Here is a 21,269-nt window from a genome sequence, read left to right on the forward strand (position 1 = left end):
GGCGCTCCTCATGCGAATTCTTATTTGACGGCGCCGAACGACAGGCCGCGCACCAGTTGCTTCTGGCTGATCCAGCCGAAGATCAGGATTGGCGCGCAGGCCAGGGTCGAGACGGCCGACAACTTGGCCCAGAACAAGCCTTCGGGGCTTGAGTAGGAGGCGATCAACGCGGTCAGTGGCGCGGCTTTGGACGAGGTCAGGTTCAGCGACCAGAACGCTTCGTTCCAGCACAGGATCAGCGACAGCAGCACGGTCGAAGCGAGGCCGCCCTTGGCGATCGGCAGCAACACGCGGAGCATTTCCTGAGCCAGGGTGGCGCCGTCGAGACGGGCGGCTTCGAGGATGTCTTTGGGGATGTCCTTGAAGTAGGTGTAAACCATCCAGACCACGATCGGCAGGTTGATCAGCGTGTAGATCACGATCAGCGCGATGCGCGTATCGAGCAGGCCGAAACTCTTGGCCAGCAGGTAGATCGGCATCAGCACGCCCACCGGCGGCAGCATCTTGGTGGAGAGCATCCACAGCAGCGTGCCTTTGGTGCGCTGGGTTTCGTAGAACGCCATCGAGTAGGCCGCCGGTACCGCGATCAGCAGGCACAGGGCGGTGGCGCTGAAGGAAATCACCACCGAGTTCCAGGCGAAACTGAAGTAGTCGCTACGCTCGTTGATGTGCAGGTAATTCTCCAGCGTCGGCGTGAAGAACAACTGCGGCGGCGTGGCGAAGGCGTCGATTTCGGTCTTGAAACTGGTCAGCACCATCCAGAAGATCGGGAAGAAAATGATGATCGCGATGGCCCAGGCCAGCGTGCCGAGCAGCAGGCTTTGCAGCCGGCGGGATTGTTGAAGAGTCATGGCGGGCCTCAGGCTTTGTCAGTCAGGTTTTTGCCGATCATCCGCACCAGAATGATCGCGGCGATGTTGGCGATGACCACGGCGATCAGGCCGCCGGCCGAGGCCATGCCGACGTCGAACTGCACCAGCGCCTGGTTGTAGATCAGGTAGGCGAGGTTGGTCGACGCATAGCCGGGGCCGCCGTTGGTGGTGGTGAAAATTTCGGCGAACACCGACAGCAGGAAGATCGTCTCGATCATCACCACCACCGCAATCGGCCGTGCCAGATGCGGCAGGGTCAGGTGCCAGAAGATCGCGACAGGGCCGGCGCCGTCGAGGCGGGCGGCTTCTTTCTGTTCCTGGTCGAGGGACTGCATGGCGGTCATCAGGATCAGGATCGCGAAGGGCAGCCATTGCCACGAGACAATGATGATGATCGACAGCAGCGGGTAGTGCGCCAGCCAGTCCACCGGTTGCGCGCCGAACAGCTTCCAGAGGTAGGCGAGGATCCCGGAGACCGGGTGGAAGATCAGGTTCTTCCAGATCAGCGCACCGACCGTGGGCATGATGAAGAACGGTGAAATCAGCATCACCCGCACGATGCCGCGACCGAAGAACTCGCTGGCCTCCAGCAACGCACTGATCAACACGCCGAACACCACGCTGACCAGCAGCACGCTGCCCACCAGCAGCAAGGTGTTGGTGGCGCCGGGCAGGAAGCCGGAGTCGGTCAGAAAGTAGGTGAAGTTATCCAGCCCGACGAATTCGTTGATGCCCGGGTCGAGCAGGTTGTAGCGGATCATCGAGAAATAGACGGTCATGCCCAGCGGCACGATCATCCACAGCAGCAACAGGGCCACCGAAGGACTGACCAGAAACCAGCCGGGATTGGCCACGCGGTTTTTGCGCCGGGGGTGCGACAGGTCGATGTGGGCTTTGGCAGTTGAAGTATTCATGGGGATCACAACCGTTTTAAAAGGCAGACTCGATCCACTGTGGGAGCGAGCCTGCTCGCGATGAGGGTGGTCCATCCGCCACATTTATTGAGACCGGATTACCGCTATCGCGAGCAGGCTCGCTCCCACATGGAAATGCGCAGGATTACTTCGGATAACCCGCGCGCTTCATCTCGCGTTCGGTGGTTTGCTGCGCGGCGGTCAGTGCCTGATCCACCGTGGTCTGGCCGATCAGCGCGGCCGAGAACAGTTTGCCGACCTGGGTGCCGATGCCTTGGAACTCGGGAATGGTCACCAGTTGAATGCCGATGTAAGGCACGGGCTTGAGGCTCGGTTTGCTCGGGTCGGCCGCTTTCAGCGATTCAAGCGTCACCTTGGCAAACGGCGCTGCGCTCATGTAAGCCTCGCTGTAGGTCGAGGCGCGAGTGCCCGGCGGTACGTTGGCGATGCCGTCGGTCTTGGCGACCAGTTCGCCGTATTCCTTGGAGGTGGCCCAGGCACTGAATTCCTTGGCGGCGTCCTTGGCCTTGGAACTGGTCGGAATCGCCAGCGCCCACGAATACAGCCACGCCGAACCTTTATCGGTGACCTGATGCGGCGCGTAGGTGAAGCCGACGTGATCGGCGACCTTGCTCTGGGTCTTGTCGGTGACGAACGAGCCGGCGACGCTGGCATCGACCCAGATTGCGCATTTGCCGCTGTTGAACAGTGCGAGGTTTTCGTTGAAGCCGTTGCTGGACGCGCCCGGCGGGCCGGATTTCTTCATGGTGTCGACGTAGAAGTTCAGCGCGTTCTTCCATTCCGGGCCGCTGAATTCTGGTTTCCACTGCTCATCGAACCAGCGCGCGCCGTAGGCGTTGGCGACAGTGGTGATCAGCGCCATGTTCTCGCCCCAGCCAGCCTTACCGCGCAGGCAGATGCCGTACTGTTCCTTGTCCTTGTTGGTGAGTTTCTCGGCGAAGCCGGCGATCTGCTCCCAGGTCGGACGTTCGGGCATGGTCAGGCCGGCGTCCTTGAACAGGTCGGTTCGGTAATAGGTGATCGAGCTTTCGGCGTAGAACGGCAGGGCGTACAGCGAACCCTTGACCGACAGGCCTTCACGCACCGACGGGAACACATCGTCGAGGGCGTAGCTCGCCGGCAGATCCTTCATCGGCTCCAGCCAGCCTTTTGCACCCCAGAGTGCGGCTTCGTACATGCCGATGGTCAACACGTCGAACTGACCGCCCTGGGTGGCGATGTCGGTGGTCAGGCGCTGGCGCAGGACGTTTTCTTCCAGCACGACCCAGTTCAACTTGATGTCCGGGTGCTCGGTCTCGAAGGTTTTCGAGAGCTTTTGCATGCGGATCATGTCGCTGTTGTTGACGGTGGCGATGGTCAGGGTCTGGGCGCCAAGGCTGACGCTGCTGAGGGTCATGCAGGTGAGGGCAAGCAGAGCTTTTGCAGTGGGTTGCATCGTGCACTCCTTTTCTGCACCCGGAGGGGGACAGAAGGACAGTTATTGTTTTTGTGTCTTCCGGCTGCAGGAAGAATGTGCACTGATTACAGCCTTCAATCGCAGGGCTGACAAATCATCCCTAGCACTTGAATCGATACTTTTTTGCACTCGTGAGTGGAGTGATTAACGCAGGGAAGGGGGTTTCAGCAGCATTGCACTGATGAAACCGTACAGGTTTTCAGGCGTCAGCCGTGGTTCTGCTCGGTCAGGCGCTGCACCACCAGCCGCCGATAATGCGAAGGCGTCATGCCTTTGAGCTGCTGAAAGCGCCGATTGAAATTGGAGATGTTGTTGAAGCCCGACTCGAAACACACCTCGGTCACCGGTTTGTCACCGTCCGCCAGCAGTTCGCAGGATTTGCTGATACGCAGGCGATTGACGAACTCGATGAAATTGCGCCCGGTGGCCTGTTTGAACACGCGGCTGAAATAGGTCGGTTTCATGCCCAGATGCTCGGCGACTTCTTCCAGCGGCAGTTCGCGGGCGTAGTGGGCGAAGATGTAATCCACCGCACGGTTGGTGCGGTCGATGTTGTGTTCGTCGGCCAGTTGCGGCGTGGTTGCGCCGGACAGCAGTTGGTAGTCGTCGGTGGCCGCTAGCAATTCCATCAGGATGAAAAAGTGCCCGAGACGAGTGATGCCGCTTGAATCGGCGATGCGTTGCATCAGGGTCATGGCCTGACGGATCGTCTGCGGTGAGCGAAATTCGATGCCGTACTGCGCGCGCTCAAGCAGTGGCGCCAGGGTCTTGAGCTCGGCAAACACCTGATGGCCGCTTTCGAACAGCTCATCGGTGAAGTTGACCAGCATGTCGCGCTTCTCGACCACTTCGTCTTCGGCCACCTGGCTGATCCAGTTGTGCGGCAGATTGGGGCCGGTCAGGAACAGGGTCTGCGGGTAGAAGTTGCCGATGTAGTCGCCGATGAACACCTTGCCCGAACTGGCCACGATCAAGTGCAGTTCGTATTCCTTGTGAAAATGCCAGCGTACCAGCGGGCAGGGGAAGCCGTGCTGGCGATAGATGATGGACAACCCGTTGTGGTCATCCATCAATTCATAAGAAGGGTCGGTCACGCGGGCAGTTCGGGTCATGATCGGGCGCTTTTTTTGTTATCGCCCGGCGATCATGCCTCTTTGTGCGCGGGGTGCGCCAGTTTCCATTGCGGTTCAGAGCGAGCGTTGTTCGGCCTTCATCAAGCTGGCAATCCGGCAGAACTCCACCAGATCCGACTCTTCCATGAAGTCGACATTGATGATGTTGCACTTCAATGCCCAGTCGGTTTTATCCAGATCGAACCATTCGTTCAGTTCGTCGTGAATGTCGACGGGGCCGCCAAGTGCGGTGTAACTGGTGGCGGATAACGACCAGGGCTTCCAGGTCCCCGGCGGGTTCTGCAGAACGCTGCCAATAAATTGCCTCAACTCATTTGGGCTGGTAATGCCATTGCCGGACCATTGATGGCTGATCTTATCGTGGAACAGTTTGTGATCCAGTTGCCAATGTGACCTGGCCGCAGCAAACACACGTTGTTGCGTACTGGCGCGTTTGAGTTCACGAAGGCTCAATGACAAGTTCTGGCGGGGAACAAGTCGATGGCCCAGAAAGTGGATCACTATTTTATTGAAGTAGTCGTAATCGAAGTCGCTCCCGTCAAGACTGTGAAAATCCAGAATAATGAATTCATCCGGGTTGCTGTCGAGGAACTTATTGACGTCGGTGATCAGATTTTCCAGGGTCCGAGAGTTTCGATGGCCGTTATGGTGGATGACAAATTTTTTCGGGCCTTCTCCCTTTTGATCATGGGTCAGGCGAATATCAAGTGCCCTGGAGCCATGATTCAACTGGGCATGAAAGGAGTCATGCTGGCATGCGAGCCAGTGGCGTGGAGGGCCGAAAAACGGATAGGAAGCGCGCCAGTCACTGCCGGCGTTATGAGTGCCTGGCAGAGTCAGTTCAGAAATCGACAGTGAGTCAATGGCGGGTGTCGAGCCCATCCAGTTGTTAGTGCTCATAAGTGCATCCTGCATTAGTTTTAAAAAATGCCGCTCTGTCAGATGTTCAGGGCGGCACTTGCAGGATGTTTATAGTGTTTGATTTTTGGGTTGGCTATATAAGGATCAATTCAAGTTGTTGGCTTTTATTTTTGAAAGTGTCCGGGCGAATTACTTGTTCTGGTTCTTTGCCTCAATCCACTGCGCCATGTACTGGGTGCTTTTGTGTGAGTGGTGGCGCAACATGCTGCCAGTAAAGTTTTGAAGCCTTAGTTGGACAATGTTCTTGCGACACTCCTGCAACTTGTTGATCAATGCTGGTCCATGTATGGCTTGCGGGTAAACGTCATTGAGCAGCGTTTGTCCCCGAGACTGAGCTGCCTGCCAACGGACCTCGTCGCGATAGAATTCAACGGCGGCATTGGCCAGATCCTGCGCCGTACGACCAATGGCGCCCGGCCAGGGTTGGTCGGTGTGCATGCCTTCGGCACCGATCGGCGTGGTGACACTCGGCGTTCCGCAGAGCATGGCGTCGATCAATTTGCCCTTGATCCCGGCGCCGAAGCGCAAGGGTGCCAGGCAAACACGCGCATCGGACATCACCTGCAACGCATCCTCGGCCCAGTTCATGATGTGAAAACCCTGCGCGGCGTTGTGCAGCGCAGCAGCCTTGGGCGGCGTGTAGGCGCCGTAGATGTGCAATTGAGCTTTCGGCAGTTGTTCGCGGATCAGCGGCCAGACGGACGATTTCATCCATAGAACCGCGTCCCAGTTCGGCGCGTGACGGAAATTGCCGATACTGAGGAAGTGCGCGCGCTCCTCGAAAGGTTTTGCCGGTGTGCTGGACGGTTTGACCATCAGCGGGCACCAGTGCAGCAACTCGGGCGGCAACTTGAACTGCTGTACCAGCAACTCGATTTCCACCGGCGAGATCATCAGGTTCAGATCGCAGCGGTAGAGCGCGGCAATCTCGCGTCTGGCCAGATCGGTATCAGCCATCAGTTCGAATTCTTCGCGCAGCGCGGGCGCGAACAACTCATTGAAGTCGTTCGCGTCATCGCTGGCTTTCAGCCGATCCTTCAAGCGTTGATGACGAGCGTGCCGCAAACTCTGCAAGTCCGACGTTTCCAGTACGCGCAGAGCATTGGGACAATGTTTTTCCACGCGCCAACCGAATTGTTCTTCGATCATGAATTGATCGAACAGCACGATATCCGGTGCCAGTTCGCTGACGAAGACATCGAAGCTGCTGTTGTTCAATTCGATCGGAACAGTGCAAATGCCCAACTCGGCAAGATCGGCCGGATGTTCGCCAACGCCCGCAGGGCTGGCAAAGGTGATTTGCCAGCCCTGTTGCAGGAAAGTCTCGAGAATCTGCATCACATGCCCGCTCGCGGCGGAAGAGCGGGGTTCCGGCCAGACGTAACCAATGACGAGGACTTTGGTTGCGGGCTGACTCATGAGAAACGATTCCGGGCGGCGAGAGGGGGGATAAAAAGGCGCGCGAATTAGAGCATAACCCGCGCGCCAAGTGATGCGTTTTTGTCAGAGGGATGCGCTACTCAGATTGACTCGCAGAGAACCCTTGATAAAGCCCAGATTCGAGGTGTTTTTAATCCCGCGACGAATTTTGTCGAGATTCAGCAGAAACCCCTCCGGATGAATGCGCGCCTGATTGAGCAGGGAAACCGCCAGCGAGTAAGAGTCGGCGTTGTGCAGTGCCGGATGCCGTCGCACCAGATCAGGCAAGCTGGCGGAAATGGCATTGAATTCGGCAAGCCCTTCGCCAAACGCACTCGCATGCTGCAGGTTCGAAAGGTTATCGGGGCTAATCGATTTGGTGTCTTTGGCGCTGCCCAGTTGGAGCAGGCCGGCCACATCAAACTCCGCCGGGGCAGTGTGCCCACCTTTCACCTTGCCGTAATAAAGGTCCAGGGTATCCGGCGCGCCGTGAGCCAGTTCATGAATCAGTGCATCGCCGACCCGGCCATCGTCGTACTTCGCTGTACGGTAATAGTCGTCCAGCCCTTCGGGATAGATCACCAGAAACTTCTCCGGAGGATTCTTCAGGTACGAACCGTCGAGAATGCTGGCCTTCCAGCGTTGGTAGGTCTCCGGGCGCAAAGCCGCGACGGCTTCTGAACCTTTTTCGTAAGAGATGTTTGCCTGCGTGATGAAATCCAGATCGTTGCGCATCTGGTGCAGATTGGATTTCACATGCTTGAGAACCTCATCCGAATCATTGCCGAAAACATGCTTGAGGATGGCTCGCATGTCAGCGTTGTCGTTATCCAGTAGCATCAACGTTGCGTTGTCGAGTTTCGATTTGGCAGCCGGCAGCGCTTTTTTCACATAACCCTGGGTGTAACTGAAAGGCTTCGCACGACCGAAAAGCCGCCGAAGTGGTCCCCAGGGCGATATCTTCAGATTTCTCAACTTCGGCCCCCACGCACCGCCGACCCTCAGGTTCAGCGCGTACCAGTCACTGTTTCGCTGCAGTGCCAGCAGGTTGACCGGATCGCTTAGGTTCTCCGCCGCTTTCCAGGTGCCCTGAAACAAGTCGGTTTTTTGCGCAGCCTTGACCAAGTCATAAGACTGAGCGCCGCCTGTCAGTTTGCGCAGTTGGCCGGTGGCGGTTTTCACGGCCTTGAGCCCGTGTTTGCTCAGGAGCAACACGCCTTTTTTGGCCAGCCGTCCACCTTGCACCGCCAATGCCGGCAAACCATCCAGAGGATTGAAAATCGACACCGAAAAGTGCGCTCCGGCCTTGGCCAGGCTCAACGCTTTGGTGGTCGTCGAGGTTGTCTTGCCGACGATGCCGGCAATGGTGGCGCCGAATCCGACTACCAGACCCAGCAATGCCAGACCATCGAGAATACAGCCGCCAATACCTTCGGAGACTCGCTCTGCATCGCCGGAGCGGATGTCTTCAATGCATTTCTTGAAGGGCACGATCACGTTGATGATGGCTTCGTTCACCTGATCGTTCCTGGTGCGAATCCTCTGCAGTGCTGTGGGTGCGTACAGCGAAGAGTACAACTCTTCACGGGTGGCTACCGGATGATTGCCCAATACACTTTCTGCCAAAGCATCAAATGCCCGGGAAAAAAACAGGGGAACCGGCTGGGTTTCATCCGACACCAAGGCGAAGTTCCAGAGTTTTTCCACCACTACACTGGAGGACACTCCTTGTTTGGGGGCGCTACCCTTCATATAGGCGTCAAAGTCCAGAGGCCACCGCTGTTCGGGGTTCTTGGGTATAAAGTCTGTATCCGCCCCCTCATACGACAACGAAGGTTCTTCATATACAACACCGGTGGATCGCAACTTGTCGGCCAGCTCAGGGCGCTCACGACACAACCCTCTGAGGGAAAACAGTTCGTAACAGCGAAAGGCTCTGCCATGTTGGCATCCGAGAATAATGCCGTAACGGCCCTTGGCGGCATTACGCTGACGTCGGGTTTCCTGAAATTGATTAAGCGGATTTACTGCTTTACGGACGGTATATAAGGTAATGAAACCATTGGCGATCATTGTCCTGTCAGATTCTGGCAAGTTGGCAACCGCCATCTTCAGAATGGATGACAGGCACTTTTTCAGTGCCAGATAGTATTGCTCGAAAGCCTTGTTGAATATCGAGTCGATCGGCTTCAGCTCACTGAGGCGCGAAAAGGCGCCACGGGGCAGGTTGATCTTTCCAACGGCTGCGAACCTGTCGGTAAGTTTGCCGTTTACGACCAGATCGCCAGACATGTAGAGATCAAGAATCGAAACACGGAGTCTCCCTACTTCGGAGGTCTGGTGTACATTCCCCTCGCTGGAGGGAACAAAAAGAGCCGCCCACTCAAGAAAGTTGCGTTCGCCAAGCGCTAGATCGAAATTGGCCTTGAATACTTGTTGTTCAAGATAAAGACCTTCCGGCATTACACGCTTGAGCTCCTGCAGTGCCAACTCCCGCCTATCTGGTGGCACAACTGCAATACCCGTTTCGACATCGTTCAATGCTTCCACATACTGGCTGAAACGTTGGGCGGCGGTGGTAAACGCATTCACGTCATCATCGTTGCCGGCTGTGGCTGGCAGTATTCCGTTGAGCATCGCCCACTGGATGATGGGCGTGATGGTCGTCAGCTCGTGCAGCGTACGTTGAGTAGTACTGACGGGGGCCAGCTCGGAAAAGGCTTTTACCCGTTCGTAGGTCATCAGGCGTGACGCACCGGGTGCCGTGAGTTCGATCATTTCAACAGCCTGGGAAACGATTACCCAGCCTGGCTTGCCGATCGCCAGCTCGGCGGGCGTCTGCTGAACCAGCAATTGTGGCGCAGCACAGGCCAGCAGAAGGTGGGCGGCCAACGGTGTGTAGAGCGGGTCCAGTTGCAGTTCGCGAGTCAGTTGCCATTCAAACGCTTCAACCACTTGCGGTGCCGTTTTCGACGCATTATCCGGATGATACAGCTGAAACCCGGCAATAACCTTTGCGTGCCGTTCGACTTCAATGCCGAGATCAAGAATCAGCGCGGTGGCGACCATGCATTTGATCTGTCTCGAAGCCACTTCACGGTCTTCATCCAGGTGCCATCCTAGACGGTCATGCAGATAAATGCCCAGTGCACCAGCTTCAGGGGTCTGCAGGAAGTGGTCCAGATGAATGGCCGCGTGCTCGCGCCTCGAACTGGCCGTGACTGATTTGAAGTCCGGTGTGACGAGATATTGCAGAAGGCTGAATCGGCCCTGTGTGGTGTCTTTGGCGATCTGCCTGATGGTTTGACGCTCGGTCGCCGAAAGATGGAAGGCCGAATCAGCAGGTGCCATCAACAGTTCGTGATAGTCCCCGGTGGCCGGGCTGGCCGGCAGTTGAAACTCGAGCCAGGCAATCATTTGCCGGGTATCTGCAACGTTGGTCGGTAGTGTGTAGTCGTGGAAACGCAGCCACTGTTGGACGCCAATGATGTCGTTGGAAAAAATGTAGCCTCCTGTCTGTTCTGCGCAATCGGCCAGTATGCCCATCTCATGACGCAGTTCGGCAGTGATCGACCTATCGTTAGTCAGATTGCGCCAGGCCCCTTGATCCTGAACAAACAGCCTTGCGTGTTCATCCACGCATACAGCCGCGTCCGCTGAAAGCGAGTGAACGTCTGCAAGAAAAAGAAAGTCGTCGGTTCTCAGCATCTTTGACAAGGCGATGCGGGCATATTCAACCGCGTGATCGAACGTCGTGTCCGATACGCGGGGAACAGTGGTGGAGTGCAAGTTAACGTCTTCAGCGGGTGCGCGGTTTTGCGCAATAGCGGAAAGTGCCAGGGCAACACTGGATTTCTCTGCCTGATCCAGTTTTTGACGTTTGGCAACCTCGAAACTGTCGATGTCGAGCAGGCTTTCGCTCTGTACAAGTTGCATGAACAATTTATCCTTGAATTGTTTTTGGTCTTGGGCCTCGATGTTTATGTTTAGGTTGGTGAAACAATAAATCCAAAACTACCGGGCGCCGCCAGAGTAATGGTGGCTAGCAGTGGATGGATAGCTGTAGTTGGTTTCAAAGTTGGTCAGGGCAGATTGAAGTAGTCTGCCCGCTGGCGGAAATATAAGTTATGGAAAAGTCAGGATTGTGCAAGAACTGCTTTGACTTTGTCGCGCAATTGATCAATTGAAAACGGTTTGCCGATCACATGCATATCTGCCGGCACTTCGATTGTCTCGGCATATCCGCTGGCAAACAGAATCGGCAGTGAAGGGCGGATATTGCGGGCCTCGGTGGCCAGTTGACGGCCGTCCATGATCGGCAGCCCGACGTCGGTCATCATCAGATCGATGTGCTGATTCCCATCCTTGATGATTGCCAGGGCCTGTTCGCTGCCGTCCGCCTCAAGCACCTTGAAGTCCAGTTCCTCCAGCACGTCGACGATCAGCATGCGCACGATGGTGTCGTCTTCTACTACAAGGATGGTGGACGCGGTGGTGGACATAGTGGCGGCTCTCAAGAATGGGGGACGGGGCGCCGGTCGATCAAAATTGCCGGGCTCTTGCATGAGTAAGTGGCGCATGGCCACAAGTTCCCGGATGGATACAAAAAAGAATAGGCGCAAACGGGCGGGCAAGGATAACCGTTAGCCTGCGATCCGGCGCAGGCAAATGTGGGAAAACAGTGCTAAGACTGTGAGAAAAATGGATCCATGCCGCTGTTTTGGGGCAAACTCCCTGGTTTTCAACAGTTCGACAAGGCTGCCACATGTCCTCTCCGTCTTCGGTTGATGAATCACGGTTTCGCAAACTGCTGACCCGCAACATCGCGCTGCCACTGGGCGTCGGTGCGATCAGTGCCGTGTTCTTCGTGTCGCTGATCACTTATTTGCTGTCGGTCATCCAGTGGGTGGAGCACACCGACCGGGTGATCAATAACGCTAACGAAGCTGTGAAGCTTACGGTCGATCTGGAAACCGGCATGCGCGGCTACCTGCTCAGTGGCGACGAGCATTTCCTCGATCCCTATGAAACGGCCAAGCCCCGCATCGCCGTGGCGCTCAACACCTTGCTTGAACTGACCGCCGACAACCCGGTGCAAACCGATCGCTTGCGCCGCCTGCAGGCGCTGCAGACCGAGTGGGCGACCTACGCGCAATCGATGATCGACCTGCAGCGCGCCAGCGGCGACTACAAGGCTGCGGTGAAGGCCGGGCGCGGCAAGCGCCTGACCGATGAGATCCGCAAGCAATTCGATGACGTGATCGACACCGAACAGACATTGCGCACCACGCGCAACGAAGATGTGCGCCGGACCACGATCTGGAGCATCAGCCTGTATCTGCTGTTCATCGCCGGCATCAGCGGTTTGCTGGCCTATATTGGCCGACGCGATCTGGTCAGTCTTTCCAACAGTTACAGCGCCAATCTGGCCGCGCAACTGGCCAGCGCCGAACGCCTTTCGCAGCAAGCCTGGCTGCGCACAGGCCAGACCGAGCTGGCCGAGCAGGTGTTGGGGCAACTGACGCTCAATCTGTTGGGTCGCAACATCCTGCAATTTTGTGCGCAATACCTGGGCACTGCCGTCGCGGCGTTGTACGTGCGTGAAGAACATGGCGGCCTGAAGCGCGTGGCGACTTACGGTTTCTCTCGCGAACAGGAACAACAGGAACAATCCCTCTATAGCGACGAAGGCATCGTCGGCCAGGCCGCGCAGCAGGCGCGGCTGATTCGCCTCGATTCGGTGCCGGCCGATTACTTCAAGGTCAGCTCAGGTCTGGGTGAAGGCCTGCCGCACAGTGTGCTGGTGGTGCCGACCAGCGATGACGACCGGATTAACGGTGTGATCGAACTGGGCTTCCTGCGTCCACTGACCGAGCGCGATGTGGCGCTGCTGGAACTGATTGCCGGTAACATCGGCACCTCCATCGAAGCGGCGCGTTATCGCCAGCGTCTGCAGGAAGTCCTGGCCGAAACCCAGCAGCTCAACGAAGAGTTGCAGGTGCAGCAGGAAGAACTGAAAACCGCCAACGAAGAACTGGAAGAACAGTCGCGGATTCTCAAGGAGTCCCAGGCGCACCTGGAAACCCAGCAAGTCGAGCTGGAGCAGACCAACGAACAACTGGCCGAACAGGCCCAGACCCTGGCCGAGCAACGCGACGCCATGGACCAGAAGAACACCGAACTGAATCAGGCTCAGGTGCAACTGGAAGAACGTGCCGAAGAGCTGCAGCGTTCGAGCAAGTACAAGTCCGAGTTCCTCGCCAACATGTCCCACGAACTGCGCACACCGCTGAACAGTTCGCTGATCCTGGCCAAGTTGCTGGCGGAAAACCCGCAGGAAAATCTCAGCGCCGAGCAGGTGAAATTTGCCGAGTCGATCTATTCCGCCGGCAACGACCTGCTCAACCTGATCAACGACATTCTCGACATTTCCAAAGTCGAAGCCGGCAAGCTCGAAGTGGTTCCGGAAAACACCAGCGTGGCGCGTCTGGCCGATGGCCTGCGCAGCGTGTTCGAGCCACTGGCGGCAGACAAGAAACTGACGTTCAGCGTCGAGTTGCAACCGGATGCGCCGATCACCCTGTTCACCGACCGCCAGCGTCTGGAACAAGTGATCAAGAACCTGCTGTCCAACGCCGTGAAATTCACCGAGCACGGCACGGTCAGCCTGACCATCGCCGGCCAGCCGGACGATCGCATTGCCTTTATTGTGCGCGACTCGGGGATCGGGATTGCGCAGGACCAGCAGGAAAGCATTTTCGAGGCCTTCCGCCAGGCTGACGGCACCACCAACCGCAAGTACGGCGGCACCGGTCTGGGGCTGTCGATTTCCCGGGATCTGGCGATGTTGCTGGGCGGCTCGATCAGCGTCAGCAGCGCGCCGGGGCAGGGCAGCGTGTTTACCCTGGTGTTGCCGCAGCAATACAGCGAAGACGGTGAAGCGGCGATCGCACCGCTGACGTTTACCCCGCCCGCACCGGTTGCCGCGCCGGTCGTGGTGGTTTCCCCGGCGGCCTCCGCGGATATCCCGCGCTTCAACGACGACCGTAACAAGGCCCCGTTCGACACCCGCTGCATTCTGGTGGTGGAAGACGAGCCGAACTTTGCCCATATCCTCTACGACCTGGCCCATGAACTGGGTTATCAGTGTCTGGTCGCCCACGGCGCCGATGAAGGTTACGACCTGGCGAAAGAGTTCGTGCCGGACGCGATCCTGCTGGACATGCGCCTGCCGGATCACTCGGGCCTGACCGTGCTGCAACGCCTCAAAGAACACGCTGAAACCCGGCACATCCCGGTGCACGTGATTTCGGTCGAGGATCGCGTCGAGGCCGCCATGCACATGGGCGCTATCGGCTACGCGGTCAAACCGACCACCCGAGAAGAGCTCAAGGACGTGTTCGCGCGTCTTGAAGCCAAGCTGACCCAGAAGGTCAAACGCGTGTTGCTGGTCGAAGACGACGATCTGCAACGGGAAAGCATCGCCCGTCTGATCGGTGACGACGACATCGAAATCACCGCTGTCGGCCTGGCGCAGGATGCGCTGGAGCTGCTGCGCACGACGATCTTCGATTGCATGGTCATCGACCTGAAGCTGCCGGACATGCTCGGCAACGATCTGCTCAAGCGCATGTCCACCGAAGACATCTGCTCGTTCCCGCCGGTCATCGTCTACACCGGACGCAACCTGACCCGCGATGAAGAGGCCGATCTGCGCAAGTATTCGCGTTCGATCATCATCAAGGGCGCACGCTCGCCGGAACGCTTGCTGGACGAGGTCACACTCTTTCTGCACAAAGTCGAATCGCAGTTGTCCCATGAACGGCAGAAGATGCTCAAGACCGCACGCAGCCGCGACAAGGTCTTCGAAGGCCGCAAAGTGCTGCTCGTGGACGACGATGTACGCAACATCTTCGCCCTGACCAGCGCGCTGGAAACCAAGGGTGCAGTCGTGGTGATCGGTCGTAACGGCCGTGAAGCGATTGAAAAACTGAAAGAAGTCGAGGACATCGATCTGGTGCTGATGGACGTGATGATGCCGGAAATGGATGGTTTTGAAGCCACCATGGAAATCCGCAAGGATCCGCGCTGGCGCAAGCTGCCGATCATCGCGGTGACGGCCAAGGCCATGAAGGACGATCAGGAGCGCTGCCTGCAGGCGGGCGCCAATGACTACCTGGCCAAGCCCATCGATCTGGATCGTCTGTTCTCGCTGATTCGCGTGTGGTTGCCGAAGATGGAACGCATTTAGTGGAACGTAGTAATCACATTGAACGAAACAGTGAAATCGAACTGCGGTTGTTGATCGAGGCGATTTATCTCAAGTACAGCTACGACTTTCGCGATTATTCCGGCGCATCGATCAAGCGCCGGGTGCAACATGCGCTGAGCCAGTTCGAATGCGCGACCATTTCGGCGTTGCAGGAGAAGGTCCTGCATGACCCGACGGCGTTCATGCAGTTGCTGCAACTGCTGACGATTCCGGTCAGCGAGATGTTCCGCGATCCGTCGCACTTCCTGGCGATCCGTCAGGAAGTGGTGCCGCTGCTCAAGACCTACCCGTCGATCAAGATCTGGATCGCCGGGTGCAGTACCGGTGAGGAGGTCTACTCGATGGCGATCCTGCTGCGCGAAGAAGGTCTGCTGGACCGCACGATCATCTACGCCACCGATATCAACCCGCGCTCGCTGGACAAGGCCAAGCAGGGGATCTTTTCGATGGAGAACGTGCGCGCCTACACCGCCAACTACCAGCAGGCCGGCGGTCAGCGCTCGTTTGCCGACTACTACACGGCTGCGTATGGTTACGCGATTTTCGACAAGAGCCTGTGCGAGAACGTGACCTTCGCCGATCACAGCCTGGCAACGGATAGCGTATTCTCTGAAACTCAATTAATTTCATGTCGTAACGTGTTGATTTACTTCAATAAAAAACTTCAGGATCGGGCGTTCGGGTTGTTCCATGAGTCGCTGTGCCACCGTGGATTTCTGGTACTGGGCAGCAAGGAGACGCTGGACTTCTCCGGTTATGCCAACCAGTTCGAACCCTTGGTGAAACAAGAACGGATCTACCGCAAATCATGAACAGTGCAGCGGATTTGCCTCGGGTCGAGGCGATTGTGGTCGGGGCTTCCGCCGGTGGCGTCGAGGCCTTGCTGACCCTGCTCGGTTCGCTGCGGGCAGGCTTCGGTCTGCCGATCATCATCGTGCTGCATCTGCCGGAAGAGCGGCGCAGTCAACTCGCCGAGGTGTTCGCCCGGCGCGTGGCGTTGCCGGTGACCGAGGCCATCGATAAGCAGGACATCAGCCCGGGCACGGTGTATTTCGCCACACCGGGTTATCACCTGTCAGTGGAGCAGGATCGCAGTTTGTCGTTGAGCCTGGAGGACCGTTTGCACCATTCGCGGCCCTCGATTGATTTCCTGTTCGAATCCGCTGCCGATGTCTACGGCCCGACGCTGGCAGCCGTGCTGCTGACCGGGGCCAATCACGACGGCGCGCGAGGTCTGGCCCAGGTCAAACGCCAGGGAGGGCTGACGATCGTTCAGGATCCGCAGGACGCGCTGGTGGCGACCATGCCCGAGGCCGCATTGAAGACTCATCAACCGGATCACATACTTCCCATACGCGGCATCGGCCGTTTGCTTGTCGAGCTGGAACGAATCGCATGCTGAGTAATATCCAGGCAAAACTGCTGATCGTCGACGATCTGCCCGAGAACCTGCTGGCCCTCGAAGCGCTGATCAAACGCGAAGACCGCACCGTCTACAAAGCGCTTTCAGCAGACGAAGCGCTGTCGCTGTTGCTGCAACACGAATTCGCCATGGCGATTCTCGATGTGCAGATGCCCGGCATGAACGGCTTCGAACTGGCCGAACTGATGCGCGGCACCGAGAAGACCAAGAACATCCCGATCATTTTCGTCAGCGCCGCCGGCCGTGAACTGAACTACGCGTTCAAGGGCTATGAAAGTGGCGCGGTGGACTTCCTGCACAAGCCGCTGGATATCCATGCGGTGAAGAGCAAGGTCAATGTCTTCGTCGACCTGTATCGCCAGAGCAAGGCGATGAAGCAACAGGTCGAAGCGCTGGAGCAGAGCCGTCGCGAACAGGAAGCGCTGTTGCAGCAACTGCAAAGCACCCAGGGCGAACTGGAGCAGGCCGTACGCATGCGTGACGATTTCATGTCGATCGTCGCCCACGAAGTGCGCACGCCGCTCAACGGCCTTATTCTCGAAACACAGCTACGCAAAATGCACCTGGCCCGGGACAACGCCGCCGCGTTCACCCTCGACAAGATGCACGCCATGGTCGACCGCGACGAGCGCCAGATCAAAAGCCTGATCCGGCTGATCGAGGACATGCTCGACGTGTCGCGGATCCGCACCGGCAAGCTGTCGATCCGACCGAGCCGGTTCGACCTTTCGCAACTGGTGGGCAACCTGCTGCAGAATTTCGCCCAGCAGATCGAAGCGGCCGAGACTGAAGTCAGCTTTACCGCGACGGAACCGGTGGAAGGGCAATGGGACGAGTTCCGCATCGAGCAAGTGGTGTCGAACCTGCTGACCAACGCTTTGCGTTATGGCGGCAAGAGTCCGGTGCAGGTGCGGGTTTATCGCGAAGGCAATGAGGCACGGGTCGAAGTCGCGGATCAGGGCATCGGCATCAGCGAGGAGAACCAGAAGCGCATTTTTCAACAGTTCGAACGGGTCTCCGCCAAGACGGTGGTCGCCGGTCTCGGACTGGGTCTGTTCATTTCCGAGCAGATCGTCGCCGCCCACGGCGGCTCCATCGTCGTCGAAAGCAGGATCAACGAGGGCGCCCTGTTTCGCGTTTGTCTGCCGCTCCAGGAAAACGGCGAAACAAACGCAACCTCTGAGTGACCACACGGTCGTATCAGCAGCTATTGACCGAACAAAGGCTTCCCATGAGCGTAGATGCACAAGATGTAGTACTCGTCGTCGAGGACGAACCGGTGATCCTGATGGTGCTGACAGACTATCTGTCGGGGCAGGGCTATCGCGTATTGCAGGCCGAAAACGGCGAGCAGGCGTTCGAGATTCTGGCGAGCAAGCCGCATCTGGACATGTTGATTACCGATTTCCGCCTGCCGGGCGGAATCTCCGGCGTGCAGATCGCCGAACCCGCCGTCAAATTGCGTCCTGACCTGAAGGTGATCTTCATCAGCGGCTATCCGCAGGAAATCCGCGAGACCGGCAGCCCGATCACCCGTCGGGCGCCGATCCTGGAAAAACCGTTCGACCTGGACGTGTTGCAGGAGAAGATTCAGGAACTGCTGGCCTGAGGCGTCAACCGCCTCAGCTCTTGATCATCTCCCGCACCTTCGCCGTCAACAGATCGAAGGTGAAAGGTTTGGTGATCATCTGCATGCCAGGGTCGAGGAATCCGCCGCGCACCGCTGCGTGTTCGGCATAGCCGGTGATGAACAGCACTTTCAATTCCGGCCGGTATTGCCGGCCGATTTCCGCCAGTTGCCGGCCGTTCATGCCCGGTAGACCGACGTCGCTGATCAGCAGATCAATGCGCTGCGCCGAGTCCAGGATGGGCACGGCACCGTCGGCGTCGCTGGCTTCGACAAAGCCATAACCCAACTCGCTCAATACGGCGCTGACCAGCACCCGCACGGCCGGGTCGTCTTCGACGATCAGCACGGTTTCGCCTTCCAGGGCGTCCGGAGTCTGTTCCGTATCCATCGGAGTGTGGGGCAGGGACTCACCCTGGAAGCGCGGCAGATAGAGTTTCACCGTGGTGCCCTGATCGATTTCACTGTCGATCGACACATGCCCGCCGGATTGCTTGCTGAAGCCATAGATCATCGACAGGCCGAGCCCGGTGCCCTGACCGATGGGTTTGGTGGTGAAAAATGGATCGAATGCGCGGTTGATCACGCTCTGCGGCATGCCGCAGCCGTTGTCGGTGACACTCAACACGACGTAATCGCCGGGCGCCAGATTGCTGTAGCTCGCGGTGAAATCACGATCCAGCACCTGATTGCCTGTTTCGACCACCAGATTGCCGCCGTCGGGCATCGCGTCGCGGGCGTTGATCACCAGGTTGAGCAGGGCGCTTTCCAGCTGATTGGGATCGGCCTCGGCCACCCACAATTGTTCATGCAAACGCATGTCCAGCTGGATGCTTTCGTTCAGGCTGCGCTGCAGCAGCTCGCCCATCGATTGCACCAGATCATTCATCTGCACTGCCTTGGAATCCAGCGACTGCCGGCGGGAAAACGCCAGCAGACGGTGAGTCAGGCCCGCCGCGCGGTTGGCGGAGGTCACGCCCAGATCGATCAGGCTGTCGAGATCCTCTGTCCGGCCACGGGCAAGACGCCGGCGCAACAGTTCCAGGCTGCCGATGATCCCGGTCAGCATGTTGTTGAAGTCGTGGGCGATCCCGCCGGTGAGCTGACCGACCGCTTCCATCTTCTGCGACTGGCGCAGGGCTTCCTCGTTGTGCCGCAGTTGCGCCGTACGCTCCTCGACTTGTTGCTCAAGGGTTTCGAGGGTCGATTGCAGACGCCGCTCGCTTTCGCTCAGATCGATCAGACGGTCGCGGGCTTCGTACTGTCGTCGTCGACCGCGCAAGGCTGTGGACACCAGGCTGATCAAGGTCGCCGGATGAAAAGGGCGTTCAAGAAATGTCACGTTGCCCAGTAATTCACTGAGACGCGAAGACGGACCTTGCTCGGCCCCGCCATGATGAGTGAACAAAACGATGGGCAGATCCGACCATGCCGGTTGTTGCTTCAGATAGGCCAGCAGGCCTTCCAGATCCGGGCCATTGAGGGCTTCGGCGGCAATCAGCAACAGGCCTGCGCCGGGTTCCAGTTCACTGCACAGGTTGGCGAGGTCCGGGGTGATCAGGCCGCCATACCCGGCCTCGTTGAGGATCATCAGCGCAATCTGGCTGTCGCGACCCAGGGGCGCCAGAATCAGCGCCCGTTCGGACAGCGGGACGGTGACGGTCACAAGTTGTCTTCCTTGAGCAGCGGATTGCTCGCGCCGAGGTAAGTGGGCACACCGCGCAGCACGCCCTGGAAGGCTTCCAGCGGTTCGCCGATGGTCATGCCCTGGGCGGAAATCCGGTATTCACGGATGGTCGATTCGTGGCTGCCGGTACGCTTCTTGATGATCGAAATCGCCCGGCGCACCTTGCCGAGGGCTTCGAAGTAACGCAGCAGGATGACCGTGTCGGCCAGGTACGTGATGTCCACCGGCGCCTGCATGTCGCCGACCAGACCATGCTGGGCGACGGTCATGAAGGTCGCGGCGCCTTTGCGGTTCAGGTACAGCAGCAGTTCGTGCATGTGCAGGACCAGCGCATTTTCTTCCGGCATCGCGGCCTGATAGCCGTTGATGCTGTCGATCACCACGGTCTTGATATCGGCTTCATCGACACAGCGGCGTACCCTGTGGGAGAACTCACCGGGGGACAGTTCGGCCGCGTCGACTTGCTCGATCAGCAGATTACCGGTGGCTTGCAGGGCCTTGAGGTCGATGCCGATGTTTTTCATGCGCTCGAACAGCAGGCCCAGCTCTTCGTCGAAAATGAACAATGCCGCTTTTTCGCCGCGCGTTACCGCTGCGGCAGCGAAGATCATTGAGATCAGCGATTTGCCGGTACCGGCCGGACCGAGGATCAGCGTGCTGGAGCCGGTCTCGATGCCGCCACCGAGCAGCGCGTCCATTTCAGTAATCCCGCTGGTCAGTTGCAGACGCGGGTAATCGCCCCGATGTTCAGCCGCCACCAGTCGCGGAAAGACATGCACGCCATCGCCCATGATGGTGAAGTCGTGAAAACCGCCGCGATACTTCTGCCCGCGATACTTGATCACCCGCACGCGTCGGCGTTCGGCGCCGTAGTTGGGGGTCAGTTCTTCGAGGCGGATGACGCCGTGGGCCACGCTGTGCACCGTCTTGTCGAGGGATTCGGTTGTCAGGTCATCCAGCAGCAACACCGTCGCGTCATAGCGCACGAAGTAATGCTTGATCGCCAGGATCTGGCGGCGATAGCGCAGAGAACTTTGCGCCAGCAGGCGGATCTCCGACAGACTGTCGAGCACCACCCGGGTCGGCTTGAAGCGTTCGACCACTTCGAAAATCTGTTTGGTGGCTTCACCCAGTTCCAGATCCGAGGAGTACAACAGGCTTTGCTGATGCTCGGCATTGAGCAGGCTTTCCGGCGGTGTAAGCTCGAAAATCTCGATGTTTTCGTTCAAGTCCCAGCCGTGGGATGCCGCCCCCTGGCGCAGTTCGCGCTCGGTTTCGGAGAGCGTGATGTACAGCGAGCGCTCTCCGGCACGGGCACCGGCGAGGAGAAAATGCAACGCCACCGTGGTTTTACCGGTACCGGGCTCGCCCTCCAGCAGGAACACATGACTGCGAGAGAGACCACCGGCCAGGATGTCGTCCAGACCTTCGATGCCCGTGGCGGCTTTTGCGCTGATCAACTCGTTCGATGTAGACAAAAAATGCCCTCTCATGACTAGGGGAAGCGAGGCAGCGGGCGGTGTA

The 21,269-nt window shown here is 58.1% G+C and carries 15 protein-coding genes; 5 read left to right on the top strand and 10 right to left on the bottom strand.

Going from position 1 to position 21,269, the window contains the following annotated elements:
* Positions 1-20 precede the first annotated feature (20 nt).
* From M5B44_RS14565 to M5B44_RS14600, 8 genes are all read right to left on the bottom strand, one after another.
* Positions 21-851: a carbohydrate ABC transporter permease gene (locus tag M5B44_RS14565; RefSeq protein WP_085709773.1), complete on the bottom strand. Its 831-nt coding sequence runs from the start codon at positions 849-851 to the stop codon at positions 21-23.
* An 8-nt stretch (positions 852-859) separates the two neighbouring features.
* Positions 860-1,786: a carbohydrate ABC transporter permease gene (locus tag M5B44_RS14570; protein ID WP_248739619.1), complete on the bottom strand. Its 927-nt coding sequence runs from the start codon at positions 1,784-1,786 to the stop codon at positions 860-862.
* Positions 1,787-1,931: 145 nt separating this feature from the next.
* Positions 1,932-3,242 (bottom strand): ABC transporter substrate-binding protein, encoded by a 1,311-nt coding sequence (locus M5B44_RS14575; RefSeq protein WP_248739620.1) that lies wholly within the window; start codon positions 3,240-3,242, stop codon positions 1,932-1,934.
* Positions 3,243-3,469: 227 nt separating this feature from the next.
* A complete protein-coding gene (locus M5B44_RS14580; RefSeq protein ID WP_085709776.1) occupies positions 3,470-4,375 on the bottom strand; it encodes an AraC family transcriptional regulator in 906 nt (301 codons plus the stop codon).
* 75 nt (positions 4,376-4,450) lie between these two features.
* A complete protein-coding gene (locus M5B44_RS14585; protein WP_248739621.1) occupies positions 4,451-5,296 on the bottom strand; it encodes a phosphatidylinositol-specific phospholipase C domain-containing protein in 846 nt (281 codons plus the stop codon).
* 150 nt (positions 5,297-5,446) lie between these two features.
* On the bottom strand, positions 5,447-6,736 hold the full coding sequence (locus tag M5B44_RS14590; RefSeq protein WP_248739622.1) for a glycosyltransferase: 1,290 nt from the start codon (positions 6,734-6,736) through the stop codon (positions 5,447-5,449).
* An 84-nt stretch (positions 6,737-6,820) separates the two neighbouring features.
* Positions 6,821-10,672 carry a hypothetical protein gene (locus M5B44_RS14595; protein ID WP_248739623.1) on the bottom strand — a complete coding sequence of 1,284 codons (3,852 nt, stop codon included), beginning with the start codon at positions 10,670-10,672 and terminating at the stop codon, positions 6,821-6,823.
* Between the two features lie 200 nt (positions 10,673-10,872).
* A complete protein-coding gene (locus M5B44_RS14600) occupies positions 10,873-11,238 on the bottom strand; it encodes a response regulator (RefSeq protein ID WP_248739834.1) in 366 nt (121 codons plus the stop codon).
* A 263-nt stretch (positions 11,239-11,501) separates the two neighbouring features.
* Here M5B44_RS14600 and M5B44_RS14605 point away from each other — a divergent pair, with 263 nt between their 5' ends.
* Genes M5B44_RS14605 through M5B44_RS14625 form a run of 5 tightly spaced genes read left to right on the top strand, consistent with a single transcriptional unit; the run spans position 11,502 to position 18,040 of the window.
* Complete coding sequence (locus tag M5B44_RS14605) at positions 11,502-14,987, top strand: response regulator (protein ID WP_248739624.1); 3,486 nt, start codon at positions 11,502-11,504, stop codon at positions 14,985-14,987.
* A complete protein-coding gene (locus M5B44_RS14610) occupies positions 14,987-15,820 on the top strand; it encodes a CheR family methyltransferase (protein ID WP_248739625.1) in 834 nt (277 codons plus the stop codon). The genes M5B44_RS14605 and M5B44_RS14610 overlap by 1 nt, the downstream gene beginning before the upstream one ends.
* A complete protein-coding gene (locus M5B44_RS14615; protein WP_248739626.1) occupies positions 15,817-16,410 on the top strand; it encodes a chemotaxis protein CheB in 594 nt (197 codons plus the stop codon). Before M5B44_RS14610 ends, M5B44_RS14615 begins: the two co-directional genes overlap by 4 nt.
* Positions 16,404-17,618, top strand: coding sequence for a hybrid sensor histidine kinase/response regulator (locus M5B44_RS14620; RefSeq protein WP_114882868.1), 1,215 nt, complete (start codon positions 16,404-16,406; stop codon positions 17,616-17,618). Before M5B44_RS14615 ends, M5B44_RS14620 begins: the two co-directional genes overlap by 7 nt.
* A 44-nt stretch (positions 17,619-17,662) precedes the next feature.
* Entirely contained in the window at positions 17,663-18,040 is a 378-nt protein-coding gene (locus tag M5B44_RS14625; protein WP_007954537.1) for a response regulator, read from the top strand.
* Positions 18,041-18,053: 13 nt separating this feature from the next.
* Here M5B44_RS14625 and M5B44_RS14630 read toward each other — a convergent pair whose 3' ends face one another.
* Both M5B44_RS14630 and M5B44_RS14635 read right to left on the bottom strand, forming a co-directional pair.
* Complete coding sequence (locus M5B44_RS14630) at positions 18,054-19,724, bottom strand: ATP-binding protein (protein ID WP_248739627.1); 1,671 nt, start codon at positions 19,722-19,724, stop codon at positions 18,054-18,056.
* Entirely contained in the window at positions 19,721-21,223 is a 1,503-nt protein-coding gene (locus tag M5B44_RS14635) for an ATPase domain-containing protein (protein WP_248739628.1), read from the bottom strand. The genes M5B44_RS14630 and M5B44_RS14635 overlap by 4 nt, the downstream gene beginning before the upstream one ends.
* Positions 21,224-21,269 lie beyond the last annotated feature (46 nt).

Origin of the sequence: Pseudomonas sp. MWU12-2029 (genome assembly GCF_023242425.1) — a bacterium.
GTDB lineage: Bacteria > Pseudomonadota > Gammaproteobacteria > Pseudomonadales > Pseudomonadaceae > Aquipseudomonas > Aquipseudomonas kribbensis.